The organism is Pseudohalocynthiibacter sp. F2068, from assembly GCF_023015645.1.
Taxonomy (GTDB): Bacteria; Pseudomonadota; Alphaproteobacteria; order Rhodobacterales; family Rhodobacteraceae; genus Pseudohalocynthiibacter; species Pseudohalocynthiibacter aestuariivivens.
Window position 1 is genome coordinate 64,447 of sequence record NZ_JALKAK010000019.1, and the last position, 20,658, is coordinate 85,104.

Below are 20,658 nucleotides of genomic sequence, written 5' to 3' on the forward strand. Positions count from 1 at the left end.
CGATCAGATTCCAAACCATTGGTGAAACAAACCTGCGGCATAAAACATGAGCGAAAGTGTGAGCAGTAGCAGGCCAACGCCGCGTTTATCTTTCATCGCGAAGACGATTGGGTCGTAATCCTGCTTACCAAAGTAGCCCAACCGCACCATGCGAAACAGCCAGGCAGCAATCGGAACAAGGGCAATCCACAGCACCCATTGGCTTGGGTATAATGTTCGTGCCTGTTCGCTAAAACTGTAAAGGAAGAAAATCAGCAGCGCAAAAAACATCCCGAGACCCGCGATGTTAAGTAAATCACCACGATCCTGGCGACCATAGCCTCGCCCAGGCAAATTATCGTCCGTCGTCGTGAGCGAAAGTTCCGTCAGTCGTTTCACACATCCCAGCGTGATAAAGACCGGAAAGATAAAGATAAGCATAAAAGAAGATGCATCGACCTTGCTTGCTGCGGCTCCGGCAACGACTCTCAATGTATAAAGCCCCGCTAACGCCGCGATATCCACCCATCGCATGCGTTTCAGCCGAAGCGAATAGGCCAGCGACAGTATTATATAGACAACTACAACAGCAAGAAATGCAGGGCCAAGCAACGCGCCAAGGCCAATCGCTAAAACACCGAGAACAACAAGCATCCCCATTCCAACGCTGATCGGAACGGTCCCCTGAGCAAACGGGCGACGGCATTTGGTGGGGTGCAAACGGTCAGCCTCAAGATCAAGAAGATCATTGACAACATAGATAGATGACGCCGCTGCTGAGAAAGATACCATGCCCAGAAGGACCATGAACAAATTATCCAGCCTGAAGCTATGCGCTGCAATCATTGGTAAAAGCAGCAGAATGTTCTTAACCCATTGATGGGGGCGTATCGCTCGAAACAAATCCGTGATGTGCAAACGATTGGGATATTCAGTAACCGTTTTCCCCATCGCACTCAGCTTGGCGACGATCGCATCATGATGCCCTACAACAAGCGCATTTTCCGCATGCTCCCAGATTGCACGATCTGCTTTATTATCGCCCGCATAGTCAAATCCAGCTTCGCCATACGCATCAACCAGGGCCTTTGCTTTGGCCTTCCCTTTTAGATTGGTTTCGCCGTCCGAGGCGAATACACGCGTGCTTAGGCCGTGATCCGACGCCAGGCGCGCGACCAATTGCTGATCTGAAGCAGAAGCAAGAACCACGTCCCGTCCTACTGCAATACTTTTGTTTGCCAAGGCTTTCATTTCTTGATTCACGGGCAACAAATCAGTTCGAATGTCTGCAATCTCAAGTAAAGCGCTTTTAAGCTTTGCCGGTCGTGTGAAATACCGCATTGCGGTTTTGAGAGTCTTAATCGGGTGCTTGCCTAAGCCGGCCCAAAAACACTCGTATAGCATATCAGTTCGCAGGAAGGTGCCATCAACATCCAGCACCAATGGTTTTACTTCAGCCATTTGTGCTCGCGCCTCTTACTGCAAAAACACATCCGTCCGAAATTAACTCAGGTGGGGTCACGCATAAACCCTTTGCGACAGACCATGCTGCCAAAACTTTAGGCACATATGCGCGGGTCTCAGCGAAAGGAGGAACGCCGCTATGCGTTCGCACAGCGTTTTCGCCGGCATTGTAACTGGCAAGAACCATTACTGGATCGTTGTCAAACTCTTCCATCAACCAGTTCAGATAGGCCACGCCTCCTCTAATATTGTCAGATGCAACGTTGCGGTCTGCAACACCGAAACGCTCAGCGGTTGCCGGCATTAACTGCATCAGACCTGCTGCACCGGCACTGCTTAAAGCATCTATGCGTCCAGAAGATTCGATTCCGATCACCGCCAGTACGAGTGCCGGAGAGACATTTGTTCCAACTGTCGCCAGCAGAATCTCCGTTCCGTGGGCTTCAGCGATGTTCTGAAGGTTTTGAATCCTGGGAACAGCAACAGCCTGTCCTTCTGGCGCATTGCCTAGGTGAGAAACAGCTTCCTCTAATCGACCGGGACTCGCGTCAGCAAGATCCGGTGAAACTTCTGCCCAGTACCATTCCAGCACGCCGAGCTCTGGCGCCTCTGTTTCAGAAGGTTCCGGCTGACGCAGCGCTTGCGCCGCTATCTGAGCCTCGGGATCGATCTGAACATTGATGCGTGGCGTTGTGCTGCCAGCTTCGGGTACTTTAACGCGCCGAAAGGTAAAATCTGTCCCTGACACTGGCTCGGTAGCAAGTGCCTCAGTCGCCAATATCGAAGCGACTATTAATATTGATGATACGAAGCGCCGCTTCATGCGGTACCTGCTCTGCCCCGTTGTTGTTTGCATGTTTGTTCTCGCAAAAAAAAGCCGCCGAAACCAGTTTTAAGGCACCACACTTAGGCAAATTCGACATATTTGCTCAATATTTAGCATCTTTGACACAGTGCGGGCACTTTAAGTAAAAAAAAAGTTATTATTTTTCAGCGTATTAATAATTTTTCGCAAAAATCTTAAGGAACACCAAAAAAGTACGATGCGCGCCAAACTCTTGCCCCATTCCGAGGGCTTTATTCTCTCATACCAAAGCGGAACCGAGTTGATCATATCAATTTAAGTCTCCGTCTAGGTAGTGGAAACGACGAACCAGACTTCAGAGGATACAAAATGAAACTGTTCAATTTTGCAAAAAACTTCGCAAAGGACGATTCCGGCGCAGTGACTGTTGACTGGGTTGTTCTGACCGCTGCCATTGTTGGCCTCGGTATCGCAATCATGACCACTGTTGGTGGTGCAACTGCGGATCTCGGTGACGTAATCTCCGGTAGCCTCGCAACTCAGGGTATCGCAACCTACTAATCTTTGGCCGAGCGCCACTCAACACACTAGGAGCTAAAAAATGCTGAACTTCATCAAAAACTTCGCAAAAGACGAATCCGGCGCAGTCACTGTTGACTGGGTTGTTCTGACCGCTGCCATCGTTGGCCTCGGTATCGCAATCATGACCACTGTTGGTGGTGCAACTGCGGATCTCGGTGACCTGATCTCTGGTAGCCTCGCAACTCAGGGTATCGCAACCTACTAATCTTTGGCCGAACGCCAATATACACTCACTAGGAGCAATAAAATGCTGAACTTCATCAAAAACTTCGCAAAAGACGAATCCGGCGCAGTCACTGTTGACTGGGTTGTTCTGACCGCTGCCATCGTTGGCCTCGGTATCGCAATCATGACCACTGTTGGTGGTGCAACTGCGGATCTCGGTGACCTGATCTCTGGTAGCCTCGCAACTCAGGGCATCGCAACTTACTAAGTTGATACATAAGACATTGAAAGGCCGTGCTTCACTAGCGCGGCCTTTCATATTTTTAAGAGCCTTTAGCAGATGAAATGCTTAATGAAACCCTGTTTTACCCAATAAATCGCCATATTTTAAAGCGATATCGCGTGTAAGCTGAGTGAAACTTAAGTGACCGAATGGCGGAAAACCCAGTTACTGGAGAACAATATGCAATTACGGATTGCAAAGTTCAAAGAGGAAGAGAGCGCCGCAGTCACTGTTGATTGGGTTGTGATAACTGCCGCAATTGTCGGCCTTTGCATTAGCGTCATGGTTGCCGTAGGGGCAGGCACAACCGACATGTCAGGTGATATTTCCGGTACGATCAGTTCTCAGGCCATCACCAATCGGTTCTGATCAACCCCTAAATTTTATTGCAAGATTTCTTGCAAAAACTGTTTAAAAACTTCGCCATAACATCATCCTTTGACCATCGTTTTGCCGTATTTGTTGGAAACAATAAGGGCAACAAAGGATCGAACAATCAGCTAAAAAAGCTGAGATCTAATATTGAGAGTGGAAAGGGTTCGCTATGCGGCTAATTTTTGGATTGGTCTTGATTTTGGGAATAGGCCTTGCTGGCTTTGCGGTCTATATGGCCAAAGGCTATATGGGTACCTACCAGGCAGAACTCGCACGTGAGCGGGCTGCGCGGGCTGCGATTGTCCCCACCGTGGATGTTTACGTTGTAACCCGCGAAATCAAATACGGAGAGCGCGTCACCGTTGAAGACCTGCGCGCCGTTAAGTGGCCTGAAACGGCTATCCCTGAGGGAACATTTCATACAATGGAAGAAATCTTCCCCGAAGGTGAAGCCAAGTATCGGACTGCCGTTCGCACGATCGAAAAAGACGAAGCTGTCATGCAATCTAAGCTGACGGAAACTGGCCAGATTGCTGGCATTACATCACGTCTTCAGCCTGGAATGCGCGCTTTCACGATTGACGTGGATGCCAGCACAGGTGTTTCGGGCTTCTTGCGCCCCGGTCACCGTGTTGACGTTTACTGGTCTGGCCAAAGCCAAAACCAGGAGGTCACAAAACTTATCGACTCTGGTATTGACGTTATCGCAATTGACCAATCTGCAAACGAAGAGCGCGAGAGCGCCCGTGTTGCACGGACCGTAACCGTACAAATCACGCCGCAACAGGTTGCATCACTCGCTCAGGCTCAAGCAACGGGCAGGCTCTCTCTTTCATTAGTTGGGAACAATGATGACACACTGGCGACAGCAATTGAGGTAGATCAGAACAGGCTGCTCGGCATCGTTGAACAACAGCGGGTTGAAGTCGAGCAGGAACGTGTTTGCACCATTCGCACGCGCAGAGGCGCCGAGGTTGTGGAAATTCCGATCACCTGTACAAACTGATCCTTTCCCTTCCCAGTAAAAAAAACGGGCGCTCAATCGAGCGCCCGTTTTTTATTCGTTTAAGGCCCGCGTTAATCCACCCACTCCCATGGCCTTGTGAAATTCCCAAGGCAGTGCAGAACAGCCTCTTCATCAACATGGTCCTTCCTACGCACACGCGCAACAAGACCTCTCTTTTTATCCTCGACGACCTCATCGATAGCTGCGGCCAGACCAAGTTGTTCCAACGCATCATCATAGACACGCGTGATCGCTCTTTTGCGCAAATCCGGTTTAAAGACTTTTCCAACAGCTGTTTTTGGCAGCTCTGTTAAAATCTCCACATGCTTAGGGTGCGCCGCGCGTTCGTGAATGTTTTCTTTTGCGAAGGCCCTCAGTTCTTCAACCGTAACGCTTGCACCGGCAACAAGCTCAACATAAGCGCATGGCAACTCACCTGCATGCGCATCTGGTTGCCCAATGGCACCAACAAAGCCAACAGCTGGATGCCCGGCCAGCGCCTCTTCAATCTCAGCCGGATCTATATTGTGCCCACCTCGAATAATAAGGTCTTTGGCGCGTCCGGTGATCCAAAGGTATCCATCCGCGTCCAGCCGCCCTAAATCACCCGTGCGCAAGAATTTTTCATCGTGAAACAAATCGAGGTTCTTTTCAGATTCCGTATAGGTAAACCCTGCGAAAACTCCGGGGTTACTTACGCAGATCTCACCGACTTCATCTATCTCGCATTCCACCGGGCCGTTCGCAGAATTCCGCACTATTTTCAAATCTGTATGCGGGAACGGCAAACCGACAGATCCGACTTTTTTCAATCCTGCCGGTGGGTTGCATGACACTAGACAGGTTGCTTCAGTCAATCCATAGCCTTCAACGATTTCAATGCCGGTCGCTTTTTCAAACCGATTAAACAGCTCGATCGGCAGAGGCGACGATCCGGAAAACGCAGTTTGCAGCGATGAAACATCCGCGTCTACCGGACGCTGCATCAAGGCTGACAATGCGGTCGGCACGGTGATGATAAAGGTCACTTTCCAACGCTCAACGAGTTTCCAGAAATTGTCAAAGACACCGTCACCGCGGTAACCGGCAGGTGTCGGAAAAACAACATGCGCTCCGGACGCGATCATCGACATCAGGATTGGATAGACTGCAAACACATGGAACAATGGAAGCGGGCAAATGATGGTGTCTGTTTCAGAGAAAAGAAGCGTATGCCCAAGCCAACCATTGTAAACCATGCCTGAATACTTGTGCTGCGCAACCTTCGGCATACCCGTTGTCCCGCCAGTGTGAAAATAAGCCGCGACACGATCTTCTGACTTGTCCTCAAAGTCCAAGGTCGTGTTTTGTTTTTCGACTTCTGCGTTAAAATTAAGAATCCTGGCTTTATGCTTTACAGGGTTCTTGGGGCGAATTAGTGGTACGATCCAGCTTTTCGGCGGGCTCAGATACCTCAGCAGGTCTACCTCAAGTACTGTTTCGACATTTGGTGCCATAGCCAAAGCTTCCGCTGCTTTTTGTGGCACGTCTGTTTTTGGGAAAGCTTTAAGCGTGACCAAAACCTTCACCTCGGTTTCACGCAATATTGCAGCAATTTGCTCGGGTTCCATTAGTGGGTTGATTGGATTTACAATGCCCGCAATTCCGCCACCAAGTAGCGATTGAACCGTTTCAACCGCATTGGGAAGCAAGTAAGCGACGACATCGTTCTCACCGATACCCAAGCTCCGAAACAGATTTGCAGCCTGAACCGTTTTGCTGTGCAACTGGTTCCATGTCAGCGTTTCAGCTTTATCATTTGGACCAGATGTTATCTGGTAACTCACGGCATTGCGCGCACCGTATTTGTCTCTGGCATTCGTTACAAACTGATAGAGCGTTGTAGGAAGGTTCCTATCTTCCCACGCAGATTCATTCTCAATTGCATCACGATCCGCTTTGGTCGCAAATTTGCCCATAGGCTGTTTCCTCCCCTGTCCCGTTTCCTCTCCGGGTCCTGTATTCTTATCTCGAAGATGCGGGGATTTTTAACATCGTGCAAGAGTGACGCTGCGCGACTCCTATTCAGCGGCCAGACCTTCGGTGAATTGAAGCCGTGCCAGACGCGCATAAAGCCCCCCTTCTGCAACAAGATCGTCATGGCTGCCGCTCGCAACAATTTTACCCTGATCGAACACCAGAATGCGATCGGCCTTTTTAACTGTCGCCAGTCGGTGCGCCACAATCAACGTTGTCCGGGACGCAGACATTTCCTCTACCGCTTTTTGAACAGCGAGCTCGCTTTCTGAATCAAGCGCCGAAGTTGCCTCGTCCAATAGCAAGATGGCTGCATCGCGCAAAACAGCGCGAGCAATTGCGATACGCTGTTTCTGACCACCAGAAAGCATCACGCCACGCTCACCAACATAGCTGTCGTACCCATCCGGCAATGCCGTAAGAAAATCATGTGCTGCGGCCATTTTAGCTGCATTTTCCACTTCGGTGTCCGTTGCGTCGGGGCGCCCGAAGCGAATATTTTCCCGAGCTGTATCCGCAAATATCACCGGGTCCTGCGGAACCAGCGCCAGTACGCGGCGGAAATCGCTGCGTGCCATATCCTTTATTTTAACTCCGTCAATCCGGATTGTGCCTTGTTCCGGGTCATAAAACCGAAGCAAAAGCTGCAGGACCGTTGACTTTCCCGCACCTGACGGACCAACCAAAGCCACGGTCTCTCCTGGCTTAATCTCAACCGATATGCCGTTCAGGGCCGCCTGTTCCGGACGCGCCGGATAGTGGAAAGTCACTTCCTCAAATGTGATCGCTCCCTTAACATCCGCAGGCAAAGGAACGGGCGATGCTGGGTCAGTCACCTGATCTTCGGCGTTCAGAAGCTCAACAAGACGTTCTGTTGCACCTGCCGCCCGTAACAACTCTCCCCAAATTTCAGACAATGCCGCCACTGCACCAGAAACCAGAACCGCATAAATTACGAATTGCACAAGTGCTCCGGTGCTCATCTGGTCAGCACGTACATCACGCGCACCTATCCAAAGCACGCCAACGACACCGGAAAAAATCAGAAATATTACGATTACAGTCATAAGGGCACGCGTACCTATACGACTTTTCGCAGAATGGTACGCACGCTCTGTCACCTCCGAAAAACTCTCCCGTGTCTGAGTTTCGTGCGTGAACGCCTGTACCGTTTGAACCGACAGCAGAGCCTCCGATGCATTTCCGGAACTGGCGGCGATCCAGTCCTGATTGTCCCTGCTCAGACCGCGCAGCTTACGGCCGAGCACAATGATTGGCACAAGCACTGCTGGCACGATCAACAACACAAGACCGGTTAGTTTTGCGCTGGTTAAAAGCATCAAAACCATTCCTCCGAGGAAGATCAGAACATTCCTGAGGGCCACAGAAACGGAAGAGCCGATTACCGACAAAATCAATGTTGTATCTGTCGTGATCCGGGACAAAACTTCGCCGGTCATGATATTTTCATAGAAACCAGGGCTAAGCCCGATGACGCGCGCAAAGACAGCCTTTCGAATGTCAGCAACCACCCGTTCACCAAGCCGTGTCACCATGTAGTACCGCAGGCCCGTACCCAGCGCCAACAACCCGGCAATCGCAAGAGCCGCGAAAAAATATTTGTCGAGCAGGGAAAGATCGTCTGAGCCAAAACCGTCGATCACGCGACGCACCGCCAAAGGCATTGCCAAAGAAAGTCCGGCCGTCAAGACAAGCGCAAAACCCGCAAGCATCGCAAGGCCTTTGTAAGGTGTGATGAAAGGCAATAGCCCCGCTATCGGTCCAATTTTCTTGGATTTTGCACGCTCTTTTTCGCTGTGCACTTCGGGTGCTGCCATGGTCATTTTCCCTTTGCTCAAACAACGTCTTAGAACCCATGGGTCCAATCAACAAGACGATATGGTTAGAGTGCACCTTGAGAATGGAATGATGTTGAAAACGAAACCATGTTTCAGGACATGGGAGTCTGGCGGAGCGCAAAAATTCCACCTTTAATATCAAAAAGTTGAAACTGATCTTAACTCTGCTGCAAGGGGATTAGTTTTCTGGAGCGGGCGGCGGGAATCGAACCCGCGTCATTAGCTTGGAAGACTTGCGCGCAAATCCTTAATTTATCCTTAATTACAATTAGATGGGTAACTTAATAAAGTTTCTTTGTAGGTAATGTGTCGGAAAATATTTTTTGGAGCGGGCGGCGGGAATCGAACCCGCGTCATTAGCTTGGAAGGCTAAGGTCTTACCACTACACAACGCCCGCTCGTGCTCAGCAGTGCATAATCCACTGTATCGGCATGGTCAATAAGCACCTGTGAATTAATCGGCCTTTGAAAACTAAATTCGTCCCTTAGCTGTTTTCACTACTCGATGCCCATAGCTGTTTTCGGCACTGAGCGGACGTTGGTGTTGAACGCGGCGAACTTTTGCTTGGAGCCCGCTCCGTGAATTCGATTTTCGCGCTACGTGCGCTCGTAGCACGAAATATGCTGCAACCGCATTATGGATCGTTCCGCATTGCGGCGAAAAGACCGGTCGTTGATGCACATTGCAGCGTGTGTCCGATCGCCAATTCACAGGCCGCGGGACTTTCCCGTCATTCGCCCGTGCAGAACCTTTGCCATACTCATCCCCAATCGCTGACGGCCTTGACCTCGAGGAACTCTTCCAGCCCCCAGACCCCGCCTTCACGGCCATTGCCAGATTGCTTCATTCCGCCGAATGGAGACCCGGCCCCGCCGGGCTTGCCATTCATCTCGACCATACCGGACCTCAGTTGACGAGCTACACGGCGGGCGCGGGACTTATCAGTGGTCTGGACGTAGTTGGTCAGGCCATAGGGTGTGTCGTTCGCCAATGCGATGGCTTCGTCTTCACCGTCAAAGGGTGTGATGCAAAGGACCGGCCCGAAGATTTCTTCCTTCCAAATGGTCATCTCTGGCGTCACATCAGCAAAGATGGTGGGGCGGACAAAGTGCCCCCGATTCAATCCGTCGGGGCGACCCAGACCACCCGCAACCAGAGTGGCGCCTTCATCAATGCCGCGTTTTATCAAGAATTGGATCTTGTTGAACTGGGTTTCGGATACGACTGGACCGATCTGGCGCCCTTCGATTTCTGCAGGTCCGACCTCGGTTTTTTCCGTGACCCTCCGTGCTGTATCGATGGCTTTATCATAGACAGACCTTTCCACTAGCATCCGGGTGGGTGCGTTGCAGGACTGGCCCGAATTGTTGAAGCAATGGCGTACACCTCGAGTGACCGCCTTTTCATCTGCATCAGCGAAGATGATGTTGGCGCCCTTGCCACCCAGTTCGAGGCTGACGCGTTTGACGGTATCCGCGGCACTCTTGGTGATCGCCACACCTGCTCGCGTCGAACCCGTGAAGCTGACCATGTCTACATCCGGATGCGCTGTGATATGCGCGCCCACACCCGCTCCATCGCCGTTCACAAGGTTGAACACACCGGGCGGGAAACCGGCTGCTTCGATCATCTCGGCCAGCAGCATGGCGCTGAGCGGTGCCTGTTCAGCTGGTTTCAGCACCATCGTGCATCCTGCGGCCAGCGCCGGAGCCACCTTGAGCATTACCTGGTTCATCGGCCAGTTCCACGGCGTGATCAACGCGCAGACGCCGACCGGTTCATAGAGGATCATGTCATCAGGCGCGTGGTCGCCCAGTGGCCGTTCGAAGGCAAAGCCCTTCGCCGTGCGGATGGTGTTTTTCAGATGCCCGGCCCCGGCCCCCACCTGAGCCATCTGCGCCAAAGCAATCGGAGCGCCCATTTCGTGGCTTATCGCCTCTGCCATTTCTCCCGCACGTTCCTTGTAGATGTCCATCAGCCGTTCCAGCGCGTCGATCCGGGCCTCGGGTTCTGTCGCCGCCCACCCCGGAAAGGCAGTCTTGGCCGCGGCAACAGCCGCATCGGCATCCGCATCACCGCCCAGCGTGATTGTTGCGATCTTCTCTTCGGTGGAGGGGTTTTCCACGGCCATCTCGCGCCCGTCTATAGAGGCAACCCATTGCCCATTAATGTAATGTTGTGTGGAATCTTGCATGGCGTGTCCTGTTGTTCAGAGTTCGGTGAATTCCCCTGCGACAAACCGGTCGCGGAGGATGAATTTCTGGATTTTGCCCGAGCCGGTCAGGGGAAAGTCTTCGACCTGCACCCAGACATTCGGGGTTTTCTGCGGGGACATGTTTGTGCGACCCTTGCGCGTTAAGGACGGCGCTTTCCATGTCTGCGACTTCGTGCATCGCTGGGATATTCGCCGCGATCTCATCCCCGATCCGGCCCATCGGATTGCCGCGAAACTCGTCGACAAGGAACAGAACGACCGCGCCGAGGCGACTTCACGTAGCAATGTGCCAATAGTGATCTCGCGCGCCTCTATGTCGGATTGGGCCAAAACATGGGAGGTGGTGAGAGTCAGGTCATACATCGCTAAAATCGCCGCCCCGCCCCTTGCCACCGGAAAAGCGGGAGGCGCCTTCGATGCCTTTGGTGACCTCGGCTTTGCTGCCCTGCCACTCCTGCCGCAACGCATCGCGCAGCGGCAACCCGTGCTGTGCCTGCACGGACCGGCGATCCGCGCGCATGCAGCTTTGGAGAAAACGGGCGATGTCATGGGCCAGCGTTTCGGCTTTAGTCCGCGCGTTGCCTTCAGGCACCACGTATTCGCACAGGCCAATTCGCAGAGCCTCGTCTGCATTCACGCGGCGGCCGGTCAGGATCAGATCCATCGCGCGACCTTCGCCCACCAAGCGCGGCAGGCGCACCGTGCCACCGTCGATCAGCGGAATGCCCCAACGGCGGCAGTAGACACCCATAAACGCGGTCTCTTCCATAACCCGGATATCGCACCAGAGGGCCAGTTCCATACCGCCCGCAACTGCTGGTCCAGCAACAGCGGCGATCACCGGTTTGGACAACTCCAACCGGCTGGGGCCCATGGCCGCCATCGGCAGTTCGTCCTCGTCGGGAAAGTCAAACGGATCGAGCGCCTCTGCCCCGGCAAGGGAGGCTGCATGTTTCAGGTCCCACCCGGCGCAAAAGACCCCGCCTTCGCCCCAGAACACGGCAACGCTTGCGGTATCGTCGGCGTCGAAGGCACGAAATGCGTCATAGAGCGCCTCGGCGCTTTCCGGGTCCATGGCATTGCGCGCCTCGGGGCGGGAATGGATTACGGTCCAGACGGGGCCGTTCTTTTCAATGCGTACGCTCATTCCAGACGTTCTCCGTAACTGCCTTCGAGGAACCTCTCACGAAGGACGAACTTTTGCACCTTGCCAGAGCCTGTCAGGGGGAAGTACGGCACATGCACCCAAACCGACGGTGTTTTCTGCGCCGACAAATGCGCCCGGCAGTGGGTGCGCAGATGTTCCACGTTAGGTGCCGTGTCAGACAGGATGAACGCCGCGATCACTTCCCCCCATTTCTCGTCCGGCAGGCCGACCACGGCCGTTTGTGCCACGTCCGGATGGGTGACAAGAACCGCCTCGATCTCGGCCGGGAAGTGGTTTTCACCGCCGCGAATGATCATGTCTTTCACACGTCCCGTCACGCGCACGAAACCTTGGCGGTCAATCGTGCCCAGGTCGCCGGTATGCAGCCAACCGTCTGCGTCGATGGCGGCGGCAGTGGCCTCCTGGTTATCGTTATACCCGATCATCACTGCGTAGGATCGCGCGCAAATCTCGCCTACTTCACCTATTGGGAGCACCCGATTGTCTTCAGGCGAACGGATTGAAACTTCGGTCTGTGGCAGCGGCTGGCCAGCCGTTTCCACGATCTGCTCCAACGTTGCCTCGACAGGGTTCAGGCAGATCATCGGGCTGTGCTCCGTCTGCCCGAAAGCGCTGAGCAGGTGACAGCCCAGACGGTCCCGCACCCGGCGGACCAAATCGGGTGGCACTGGCGCGCCGCCTGTCGTGATGACCTCAAGCGAGGACATGTCGCGCGGGGTCCGGTCAAGCGATTCCAGCAGGTTAAACAGCATGGTGGGAACGGCGAAACAGGTTGTGACGCCTTGTTCCTCGATCAGTCGCGCAAAGACATCCGCGTCGAACCGCTTGATCAGCAGCATCTTGGCTGCGGCCTGAAGGCACCCCAATGCCCCCGTTGCACAGCCTGCCGTATGAAAGAGCGGCATGAAGTTGGCCCAGACAGACTGCGGCCCAACCTGCTTGCGCGCGCAGAAAAGCCGCGCGTTGTTCACCAGGTTCTTGTGGCTGAGAACCGCGCCTTTTGGGAAACCAGTTGTCCCCGAGGTGTACTGGATCTGCGCGGGATCATCCGGCTGGACATCTGGCAGTTTGGCGGGTCGGCCTCCGATGGTGAAAAGCGCACCCGCATCTTCCAGATTGACGACCTCGCGCAATGCTGTGTTGCCGTCTGTTGCTTCGCGCGCAATTGCCGCCATCGGATTGCCTCGGAAGGTATCAACCATGAACAGGCCGACGGCGCCGGATTGCTCCAGCACATATTTGAGCTCGGAGGCCTGAAAGGACGGGTTGGCCGTAACCAGAACCAGCCCCGACAATCCGCAGGCATATTCCATGAAGATCCATTCAGGGATATTGGGTGCCCAGACGACGACCCTTTCACCCGCCTCAAACCGGGTGACGAGGGCATTCGCAAGGCTCTCGGCCCGCGTCAGCAGCTCGCCATAGGTCCATGACTGGCCACAGTCACCACCGTCCGCGACATCCACCATTGCTACGGCATCCGGATGGGTGGCAGCCACCTCTCGCAGCAGCCCGCCAACCGTGACGTCGCGAATTTCCGCGTCATTCTGCGCCGGGAAGTGCGAGGTGGAGAGCGTTAGGTTATACATGGTCATTCCGCCGCGACCCGTTTGGTCGGGATGTCAACCAACTTGCCGCGTGGGATCAGGCGGTCGGCGTCGTACATCGGCAGGGTGCAGAGCTCACCGCGTCGGGTAGAGCCATCAGTGCAGAGCACATCGACCTGGGTGCCCGGACCCTGTGCGGGGTCATCCATTCGTACCATGCAAACACCGCAGCCCTGGTAAGGCGAATAGCCCGAGGAACAAACTCGACCGACATCCTTGCCACCGACGGTCATAACGCGACCAAGCTGCGCCACGCCGCCAGTTACCCGCATGCCCCAGGTGCGGCAGGGTTTATCAGCGGCCTCCAGCGCCTTGCGGCCAATGAAATCGCGGTCGTCGAACTCGACAAAACCGCCAAGCCCTGCGTCGAACGGCGTGGTGTCCGCCCCGAAATCCGACCCGGCATTGAGCAACCCGGCTTCGATCCGCCGCGCCCGAAACACCGGCGTGCCGGTCAGCAGGATATCGAACGCAGTACCTACCTCCATGATCCGGTCGCCGATGGCTGCTATGTCAGTGTCAGGCAGCAAGTAGACTTCCCAGCCCAGTTCATTGGTGAAGCCTGACCGGCTGATCCAGCAGGTCTGCCCCGCGATGGAAACCTCGGCACAGTCGAAATAGCGGAAGGGATCGAGCATTGGCCCGTCCAGAACAGCGGCTAGTAATTCGAGTGACCGTGGACCCTGAATCTGGCTGACCCAGACATTCGGGTCGTGGATTTTTACGTCCAGACCCTCGGCATGCGCCTTGTACCAGCTGAAAAGATCGCCGTCGGCCTGGGCCATCCAGAACCTGTCCTGCGACAACCGCAACAGGACCCCATCGGTGATCATGCCTCCATCATGGTAGCAGGCAAACTGATAGGAACAGCGGCCTGGCTTCACCTTGCTGACACTCCGGGTGAACACCTTGTTCAGCAACGTTTCGGCGTCAGCGCCGCTGATTTCGATCGGCAATTCACCGGTGTGACGGAAAATGACATTGGTGCGTACGGCCCAATACATCTCGTCATCTGTGGCCGTGTCGAGTTTCTCGGGTGTCAGGCGCGAATTGTAGAGCGTGTATTCGGGATCATAGGGCAGTTCCATGTAGCTCAGCGGATGGGCCGGCATGGTGCGGGCAAGCTCGCGCGGACGCGCGCCCTTGTTCAGCAAAGCCTTGGCGACGAAACGATAGTGCGAGAGGTCGGTTGTCATATTGTTCACCGTTCAGAGTTATTAGACATCTGCGGGTGATCTTCGACAAGGACAGATGGATGCCACGCATTGTGATTAAGATATTGGGCCATCTGCGCTTGGCGCAAATCTAATGATTTGCACAAGTCGTTCGAAAAAATTAGACAATTCCTATGCGCTTTCGTTCCTATGATTCCCTCAAGACCTTTGATGCAGTTGCCCGCAATCTGTCGATGACCAAGGCGGCGGACGAGGTCCATCAATCGAAAGGCTCGATCAGTTACCAAATCAACAAGCTTGAAGCGGAGCTCGGATTTCGACTGTTCGAGCGCGCGCACGCAAAACTGGAACTGACAGAAGAAGGGCGCAGGCTGTGGCATGTGTCCCAAACGGCCCTGAGCCAGATCGACCGTGAAATCGAAGACCTGCGTGGCACAGCCTCAGGTGCCGTGACCGTTGGCGCACTGACCTACTTCTCGTTGCGCTGGCTGTCGCCAAGGCTCACACGCTTCTTCGAGGCCAATCCCGGCATCAGCCTGCGCATCGAACCGATCAATTCCGCGGGCATGCTGAAGAACGTCAGGGTGGACATGGCAATACTTTGGGGCATTGGCGGTTGGAAAGATTATCAGAGTGAGCTTTTTTTGTCCTTACCTGCCGTCCCAACCGCCAACCGCGCAGTCGCAGAGCAGGTAAGGCAGCTTGGATTGGCCGAGGCGGTCAGGCAGCTTCCGCTCTTGGGGGACAGTTCCGGCGATGCGGGTTGGCGGGCCTGGCACAAAGCTGCAGGGCTGCCGTACGCACCCAGACGTTCCAGCTTGACGATTCCGGACTCCAACAGCCGCGTCCAGGCGGTGGTGGATGGCCAGGGGATCGCCCTTTGGGATGATCTGGTCGCGCCTGAGTTCGGCGACGGAACGCTTGTCAGATTGTCCGATGTCAGAGTTGAAAACGCGGGCTACTTTATCCTTTTCACGGATCAGCCGATGTCTCAGGGCTCGGAGGCATTCTTGGATTGGTTGCGGGCTGAAAATGATCGCAACGAGAGGTTGGCTTAGAGTCCTGCGGGTTTGCTGCTCTTGAACGGCCAGCTTAGAGAAATCTGGCGCTTCGCTGCGTGTTTTGTGCCGCACCTGCGAGCGAATGCTGCGTCAGCACACACACGAAAGAGCTACGGCGGCAAAGTCCGCTGAGCGAACATACATGTTGAGAGCAGCGAACTACCGCTCTGAGCCGATTTTGTTGAAAAACTATTTCTTGATCAAAGGACAAGCTGCTGATTCAATCTGTTTATTGAACGGGGGATTTGCGATGATGGGACCAAAGCAGGAAGCGCAGGAAGCACTGTTTTACGAGTTCTCGCTGGAGGAGCACGTCCCTCAAAACCACCTATTGCGGTCGATTGACCGGTTTGTTGATCTGAGCAGCATCCGCGCCCATCTGACGGATTTCTATAGTCATACAGGCCGTCCTTCTGTCGATCCAGAACTGCTGATCCGGATGCTTCTGGTGGGCTACTGCTTTGGCATTCGGTCCGAACGGCGGCTGTGCGAAGAGGTGCATCTGAACCTGGCATACAGATGGTTTTGTCGCCTGGATCTGGCGGACCGCATCCCCGATCATTCTACCTTTTCAAAGAACCGCCACGGGCGTTTCCGTGAGAGTGAACTGCTGCGCCATGTGTTTGAGACGACGGTTGCGCGCTGTATGGAAGAAGGGTTGGTTGGCGGTCAGGGCTTTGCCGTGGATGCCAGCTTAATTTCTGCGGATGTTCAGAAACAGAACTCCAGCAATCCCGACGACTGGGCGGCCCGAGATGCTGATCCTCAAGATGCGCCGCGCGCGGTGCGTGAGTATCTCAGCACTCTTGATGATGAGGCCTTTGGCGGAGCAAGTGAGGTCACGCCCAAATTTACCGCTCATGCTGACCCAGCCAGTCAATGGACTGCTGCCCGCAAAGGCCCAGCATTCTTTGCATATTCTACCAATTACCTCATCGACACAGATCACGCGATCATTGTGGATGTGGATGCCTCAAGGTCGATCCGACAGGCGGAAGTGGGCGCGATGCGGAAGATGATTTATCGCACTGAAGAGCGCTTTGGTCTCAAGCCCGACTGGGTAGCTGCAGACACGGCATATGGCTCTGCTGATAATCTTATGTGGCTGACACTGAAGCGGCAAATACTCCCCTTTATCCCGATCTTCGACAATTCCAAACGTAAGGACGGCACGTGGTCGCGATCTGATTTTACCTGGGACGAAGACAATGACCGATACATCTGCCCGGAAGGAAAAGAGCTCCGCCACACCAGACGAAATTATTCCGACCCTGCGAGGCGCGAGACCAAAGCCGGACGTCGCCAATATAGCAGTCTCAAACTCGAATGTCAGGTTTGCCCATCAAAAGCCAAGTGCTGCCCAAACACCGCCACGCGCAGCGTCAGCCGCGAGAAATACGAGATCGTCAGAGACTTTGCCCGACAATGCACAGCATCTGAATTTAACCCCACCGCTCAGAAGCGACGAAAGAAGGTCGAGATGCTCTTCGCCCACCTCAAACGCATCCTCGGGTTAGGTAGACTCCGATTACGAGGTCCATGTGGCGTCCAAGACGAATTTACCCTCGCCGCAACCGCCCAAAACCTACGCAAATTGGCAAAGCTCAAGCCGTTGGTGTCCACCACAGGATAACAGGGCAGCACAACCTCAAATTGCCAAACAAAATATGGGCCGAACCAAAACCAAAAGCACAAAATCGAACGACTTTTTCAACAAAATCAGCCCATTGTGTCGACTGCTGCGTAACGCAAGAACGGGCGCGATGAGCGCAAAGCGGACATCCTCACGTGCAAAAGCGCCTCTTTTCGACCGTCGGGCAAAGCCGAAGATGAGATCGGCCTGCCAGTCACTGGCTTGTGAACACAAGCCTTCGGCCCGTGAATGCAAATTTGCTCGAAAACGGCTGAAATCATTATTGCGCCTGAGAGGCTTCGTTGGAACGAGCGCTTTTCGCACATATGCCGAAGATCAATCTGCCAACGGTTACTATTCGTACATGATTCAAAATTCTTTTCAGTTCTTTGTACATATGCCTGCCGATACAAATTTCCACTACAAACATGGCTGATTTTAGTTTGGGGTTTCTCTCCATTCTAAATGTGCCAACAGCAAGGGGAAAAAGATGTTCAAGATTTCAGCTAGTCTCGGGCTCTGGTCAAGGCGCACACTCCCCGCCAAACACGGGAGGAAGAAATGAAACTTTTCAAGTCCGGCAGTGATACCCTGCCAACCCGCATCGAAGCATCCGCTCGGGATGTGAGACGCAAAAATGACGATGTCAGCCGGCGCGAATTTCTTGCTATGGCGACGACGTTTGGTGCCACAACCGCGACCGCATACACCATGCTGGGTATGAGCTCACCTTTGCAGGCCGCTGAAACTCCTAAGACCGGTGGAACGATCCGGATCGGAATGGTTGTACGTGATGGCAAGGATCCGCGTTCTTATGATGACAGCCCACAAGCCAACATCAGCCGGGGCTGGCTTGAATACCTTGTGCGCTACACGCACCAGTTCACCTTTGAGCCTATGCTTCTGGAGAGCTGGGAAATCAGCGATGATGCAACAACCTACATTCTGAACGTACGCCCTGGGGTGACCTGGCACAACGGAGATCCTCTGACAGCAGAGCACGTGGCGTACAATATTGACCGGTGGTGTGAAAAGGATGCCGAGGGTAACTCTATGGCGGGCCGGTTCGGGACGCTGATTGATACCAATACGGGGAAAGCTGCTGAGGGTGCCATCGAAGTAGTCAACGACTTGACCGTCCGTCTGAATCTACCCAAACCGGACATCACCCTGATCGCGGGCATGGCTGACTATCCTGCGGCCATCGTGCATCCCGACGCGGGAAGCGCGGATCCTTTTCAGGCACCGCTGGGCACTGGTCCTTACACCTTGGAAAGCCACGAAGTCGGCGTGAAGGCCGTGTTGGTCCGCAAAGACGGACACACGTGGTGGAACGAGGGCCATGGCGCATATCTCGACCGGATCGAATACATCGACGTCGGCACTGACCCGACCATCATCGTTTCCTCTTACGAAGCCGAGGAAATCGACGCAAACTACGAATCCAGCGGCGATTATGTGGCCATTCTGACCGGGCTGGGTCTGGAGCAGAATGAAGCCGTGACGGCGGCAACCATTGTCATCCGGCCCAATCAATCCACCGAAGTAAACGGTGAAAAACCCTATGCCGACGCGCGCGTGCGTCGCGCCCTGTCAATGGCGGTAGACAACTCGGTCTTGCTTGAACTTGGTGTCAACGGGCTGGGCATCCCGGCGCAGAACCACCATGTCTGCCCCATCCATCCTGAATATGCCGAAGTAGATCGGCTGCCCTATGATCCCGTTGGGGCCATGGCTCTCCTGGAAGAGGCTGGAATGGGCGACTACGAGCATGAGTTGGTCTCGATTGACGATGACTGGCGCAAGAACACAACCGATGCCATGGCGGCGCAATTGCGAGACGCGGGCATCAAGGTGAAGCGAACCGTCATCCCCGGTGCATCCTTCTGGAATGATTGGGCAAAGTTTCCGTTCAGTTCGACCAACTGGAACATGCGCCCGCTCGGCGTTCAAATTCTGGCGCTGGCCTATCGGTCCGGTGAGGCCTGGAACGAAACGGGTTTCGACAATGCCGAGTTCGACAGCCTTTTGGCAGATGCGCTGGCAACCCCTGATGCAGACGCGCGCCGTGGCATCATGGCCAAGCTGGAGAACATCATGTTGGAGGAAGGTGTGGTGACGCAACCTTATTGGCGTTCCCTTTACAATCACAGCCGCCCTCACGTGAAAGGAATGGGCATGCACCCGACCTTTGAAATCCACATGGATAAGATTTGGTTGGACGGATAGGGGAACGCACATGTCGGCCAGGGATGAGCAGCTGAAAGCTGGCACCAGCAAGGAATGGAACTGGCATCCAGACCTGCCTGTCGCCGTAACGCCGCTGTTCTCTTGGCCGCCACGGCCGATGGCAACGCTCCGGTGGTTTGCGACCAACTGGCTGCCGATCACCGAATACCTGATATACGTGCTGATGGCTTGGGCCATCTGGGCGTGGCTGGTGCCTCCCTTGGAGCAGATGCAGCGCTTGAGTTGGGGTTGGGTGTTACAGCTTTGGGCGCGCAACCTGATCCTGATGACCTTCTTTGCCCAAGGGTTGCACCTGTGGCTTTACGGGTGGAAGAAGCAAGGCGACGATTACAAGTTTGACCGGCGCGGACCGGCCAAGAATGCGCGCATCTTCCTGTGGAACGACCAGTATTGGGACAATGTCACCTACGCGCTCCTATCTGGCGTGACGGTCTGGACGTTGTATGATGCCATCGTTTGGATGGCTTACGCCAACGGATGGGCACCGATGATCACGGCCCGGAGCAATCCGATCTGGTTTTTTGCCCTGTTCCTGTTGTTGCCTGTTGTACAATCCTTCCATTTCTACTGGCTACACCGCGCACTGCACATCCCATGGATCTACAAGCGTGTGCATTCTGTGCATCACCGTAGTGTTTCAGTTGCACCGTGGTCGGGCTTTTCCATGCATCCGATCGAGCATGTCGGCTACATGAGTCTGCTGCTTATCTTCCTGGTTGTGCCCGCGCATCCGATCCACTTCCTCTTCATCGGATATTCATTGGCACTTGCTTCAGCCACGTCGCATGCCGGGTTTGAAAACCTGGTGCTTGGGGACAAGGCCCACCTGAAGATCGGGTCGTTCCACCACCAACTGCATCACCGATATTTCGAATGCAATTATGGCGGCCCGGAAATGCCCTGGGACAACTGGTTCGGCAGCTTTCACGACGGCAGCCCGGAGGCAACGGAACGTGTGCGCGAAACCAAAAAGCGCATGCACACGAAATGAGTGATTTGATGACACCCCAGGAC

Annotated in this window: 18 protein-coding genes and 1 tRNA gene; 9 read left to right on the forward strand and 10 right to left on the reverse strand. The window is 54.3% G+C overall.

Translation table 11 applies throughout. From position 1 onward, the window contains the following. Positions 1 to 3 precede the first annotated feature (3 nt). Positions 4 to 1,440, reverse strand: coding sequence for a UbiA family prenyltransferase (locus MWU63_RS17850; RefSeq protein WP_213890900.1), 1,437 nt, complete (start codon positions 1,438 to 1,440; stop codon positions 4 to 6). Then, positions 1,433 to 2,266, reverse strand: coding sequence for a lytic transglycosylase domain-containing protein (locus MWU63_RS17855; protein ID WP_247079100.1), 834 nt, complete (start codon positions 2,264 to 2,266; stop codon positions 1,433 to 1,435). The genes MWU63_RS17850 and MWU63_RS17855 overlap by 8 nt, the downstream gene beginning before the upstream one ends. Positions 2,267 to 2,617: 351 nt before the next feature. On the opposite strand from MWU63_RS17855, the gene MWU63_RS17860 reads away from it, so the two are divergent. The 5 genes from MWU63_RS17860 (at position 2,618) to cpaB (ending at position 4,659) form a co-directional block, all read left to right on the forward strand. Beyond that, a complete protein-coding gene (locus MWU63_RS17860) occupies positions 2,618 to 2,809 on the forward strand; it encodes a hypothetical protein (protein ID WP_213890902.1) in 192 nt (63 codons plus the stop codon). A gap of 40 nt (positions 2,810 to 2,849) precedes the next feature. Further along, a complete protein-coding gene (locus MWU63_RS17865; protein ID WP_213890903.1) occupies positions 2,850 to 3,035 on the forward strand; it encodes a hypothetical protein in 186 nt (61 codons plus the stop codon). A 42-nt stretch (positions 3,036 to 3,077) separates the two neighbouring features. Continuing rightward, positions 3,078 to 3,263 carry a hypothetical protein gene (locus tag MWU63_RS17870; RefSeq protein WP_213890903.1) on the forward strand — a complete coding sequence of 62 codons (186 nt, stop codon included), beginning with the start codon at positions 3,078 to 3,080 and terminating at the stop codon, positions 3,261 to 3,263. 195 nt (positions 3,264 to 3,458) lie between these two features. Next, a complete protein-coding gene (locus MWU63_RS17875) occupies positions 3,459 to 3,647 on the forward strand; it encodes a hypothetical protein (protein ID WP_213891117.1) in 189 nt (62 codons plus the stop codon). A gap of 175 nt (positions 3,648 to 3,822) precedes the next feature. Continuing rightward, a complete protein-coding gene (cpaB, locus tag MWU63_RS17880; RefSeq protein WP_213891119.1) occupies positions 3,823 to 4,659 on the forward strand; it encodes a Flp pilus assembly protein CpaB in 837 nt (278 codons plus the stop codon). A gap of 71 nt (positions 4,660 to 4,730) precedes the next feature. Here cpaB and MWU63_RS17885 read toward each other — a convergent pair whose 3' ends face one another. From MWU63_RS17885 to MWU63_RS17920, 8 genes are all read right to left on the reverse strand, one after another. Continuing rightward, positions 4,731 to 6,617 (reverse strand): acyl-CoA synthetase, encoded by a 1,887-nt coding sequence (locus MWU63_RS17885; protein ID WP_247079103.1) that lies wholly within the window; start codon positions 6,615 to 6,617, stop codon positions 4,731 to 4,733. A gap of 102 nt (positions 6,618 to 6,719) precedes the next feature. Beyond that, the gene (locus tag MWU63_RS17890; protein WP_247079106.1) at positions 6,720 to 8,513 is read right to left on the reverse strand and encodes an ABC transporter transmembrane domain-containing protein; all 1,794 of its coding nucleotides are present in this window, start codon (positions 8,511 to 8,513) and stop codon (positions 6,720 to 6,722) included. 345 nt (positions 8,514 to 8,858) lie between these two features. Continuing rightward, a tRNA-Gly gene (locus MWU63_RS17895) sits at positions 8,859 to 8,932 on the reverse strand. 363 nt (positions 8,933 to 9,295) lie between these two features. Beyond that, positions 9,296 to 10,729, reverse strand: a complete 1,434-nt coding sequence (locus MWU63_RS17900) for an aldehyde dehydrogenase family protein (protein ID WP_247079109.1) — start codon at positions 10,727 to 10,729, stop codon at positions 9,296 to 9,298. 15 nt (positions 10,730 to 10,744) lie between these two features. Continuing rightward, positions 10,745 to 11,113 (reverse strand): hypothetical protein, encoded by a 369-nt coding sequence (locus tag MWU63_RS17905; RefSeq protein ID WP_247079110.1) that lies wholly within the window; start codon positions 11,111 to 11,113, stop codon positions 10,745 to 10,747. Beyond that, positions 11,106 to 11,897, reverse strand: a complete 792-nt coding sequence (locus MWU63_RS17910; RefSeq protein WP_247079113.1) for a crotonase/enoyl-CoA hydratase family protein — start codon at positions 11,895 to 11,897, stop codon at positions 11,106 to 11,108. Before MWU63_RS17910 ends, MWU63_RS17905 begins: the two co-directional genes overlap by 8 nt. Beyond that, positions 11,894 to 13,513: an AMP-binding protein gene (locus MWU63_RS17915; protein WP_247079115.1), complete on the reverse strand. Its 1,620-nt coding sequence runs from the start codon at positions 13,511 to 13,513 to the stop codon at positions 11,894 to 11,896. Before MWU63_RS17915 ends, MWU63_RS17910 begins: the two co-directional genes overlap by 4 nt. After that, positions 13,510 to 14,721, reverse strand: a complete 1,212-nt coding sequence (locus tag MWU63_RS17920; RefSeq protein WP_247079117.1) for an aminomethyltransferase family protein — start codon at positions 14,719 to 14,721, stop codon at positions 13,510 to 13,512. Before MWU63_RS17920 ends, MWU63_RS17915 begins: the two co-directional genes overlap by 4 nt. A 152-nt stretch (positions 14,722 to 14,873) precedes the next feature. On the opposite strand from MWU63_RS17920, the gene MWU63_RS17925 reads away from it, so the two are divergent. From MWU63_RS17925 to MWU63_RS17940, 4 genes are all read left to right on the forward strand, one after another. Next, a complete protein-coding gene (locus tag MWU63_RS17925) occupies positions 14,874 to 15,758 on the forward strand; it encodes a LysR substrate-binding domain-containing protein (RefSeq protein WP_247079120.1) in 885 nt (294 codons plus the stop codon). Between the two features lie 253 nt (positions 15,759 to 16,011). Then, positions 16,012 to 17,394 (forward strand): IS1182 family transposase, encoded by a 1,383-nt coding sequence (locus MWU63_RS17930; protein WP_247079152.1) that lies wholly within the window; start codon positions 16,012 to 16,014, stop codon positions 17,392 to 17,394. 561 nt (positions 17,395 to 17,955) lie between these two features. Then, positions 17,956 to 19,623 carry an ABC transporter substrate-binding protein gene (locus tag MWU63_RS17935; protein WP_247079123.1) on the forward strand — a complete coding sequence of 556 codons (1,668 nt, stop codon included), beginning with the start codon at positions 17,956 to 17,958 and terminating at the stop codon, positions 19,621 to 19,623. A 10-nt stretch (positions 19,624 to 19,633) separates the two neighbouring features. Then, positions 19,634 to 20,635 (forward strand): sterol desaturase family protein, encoded by a 1,002-nt coding sequence (locus MWU63_RS17940; protein ID WP_247079136.1) that lies wholly within the window; start codon positions 19,634 to 19,636, stop codon positions 20,633 to 20,635. Positions 20,636 to 20,658: the final 23 nt, after the last annotated feature.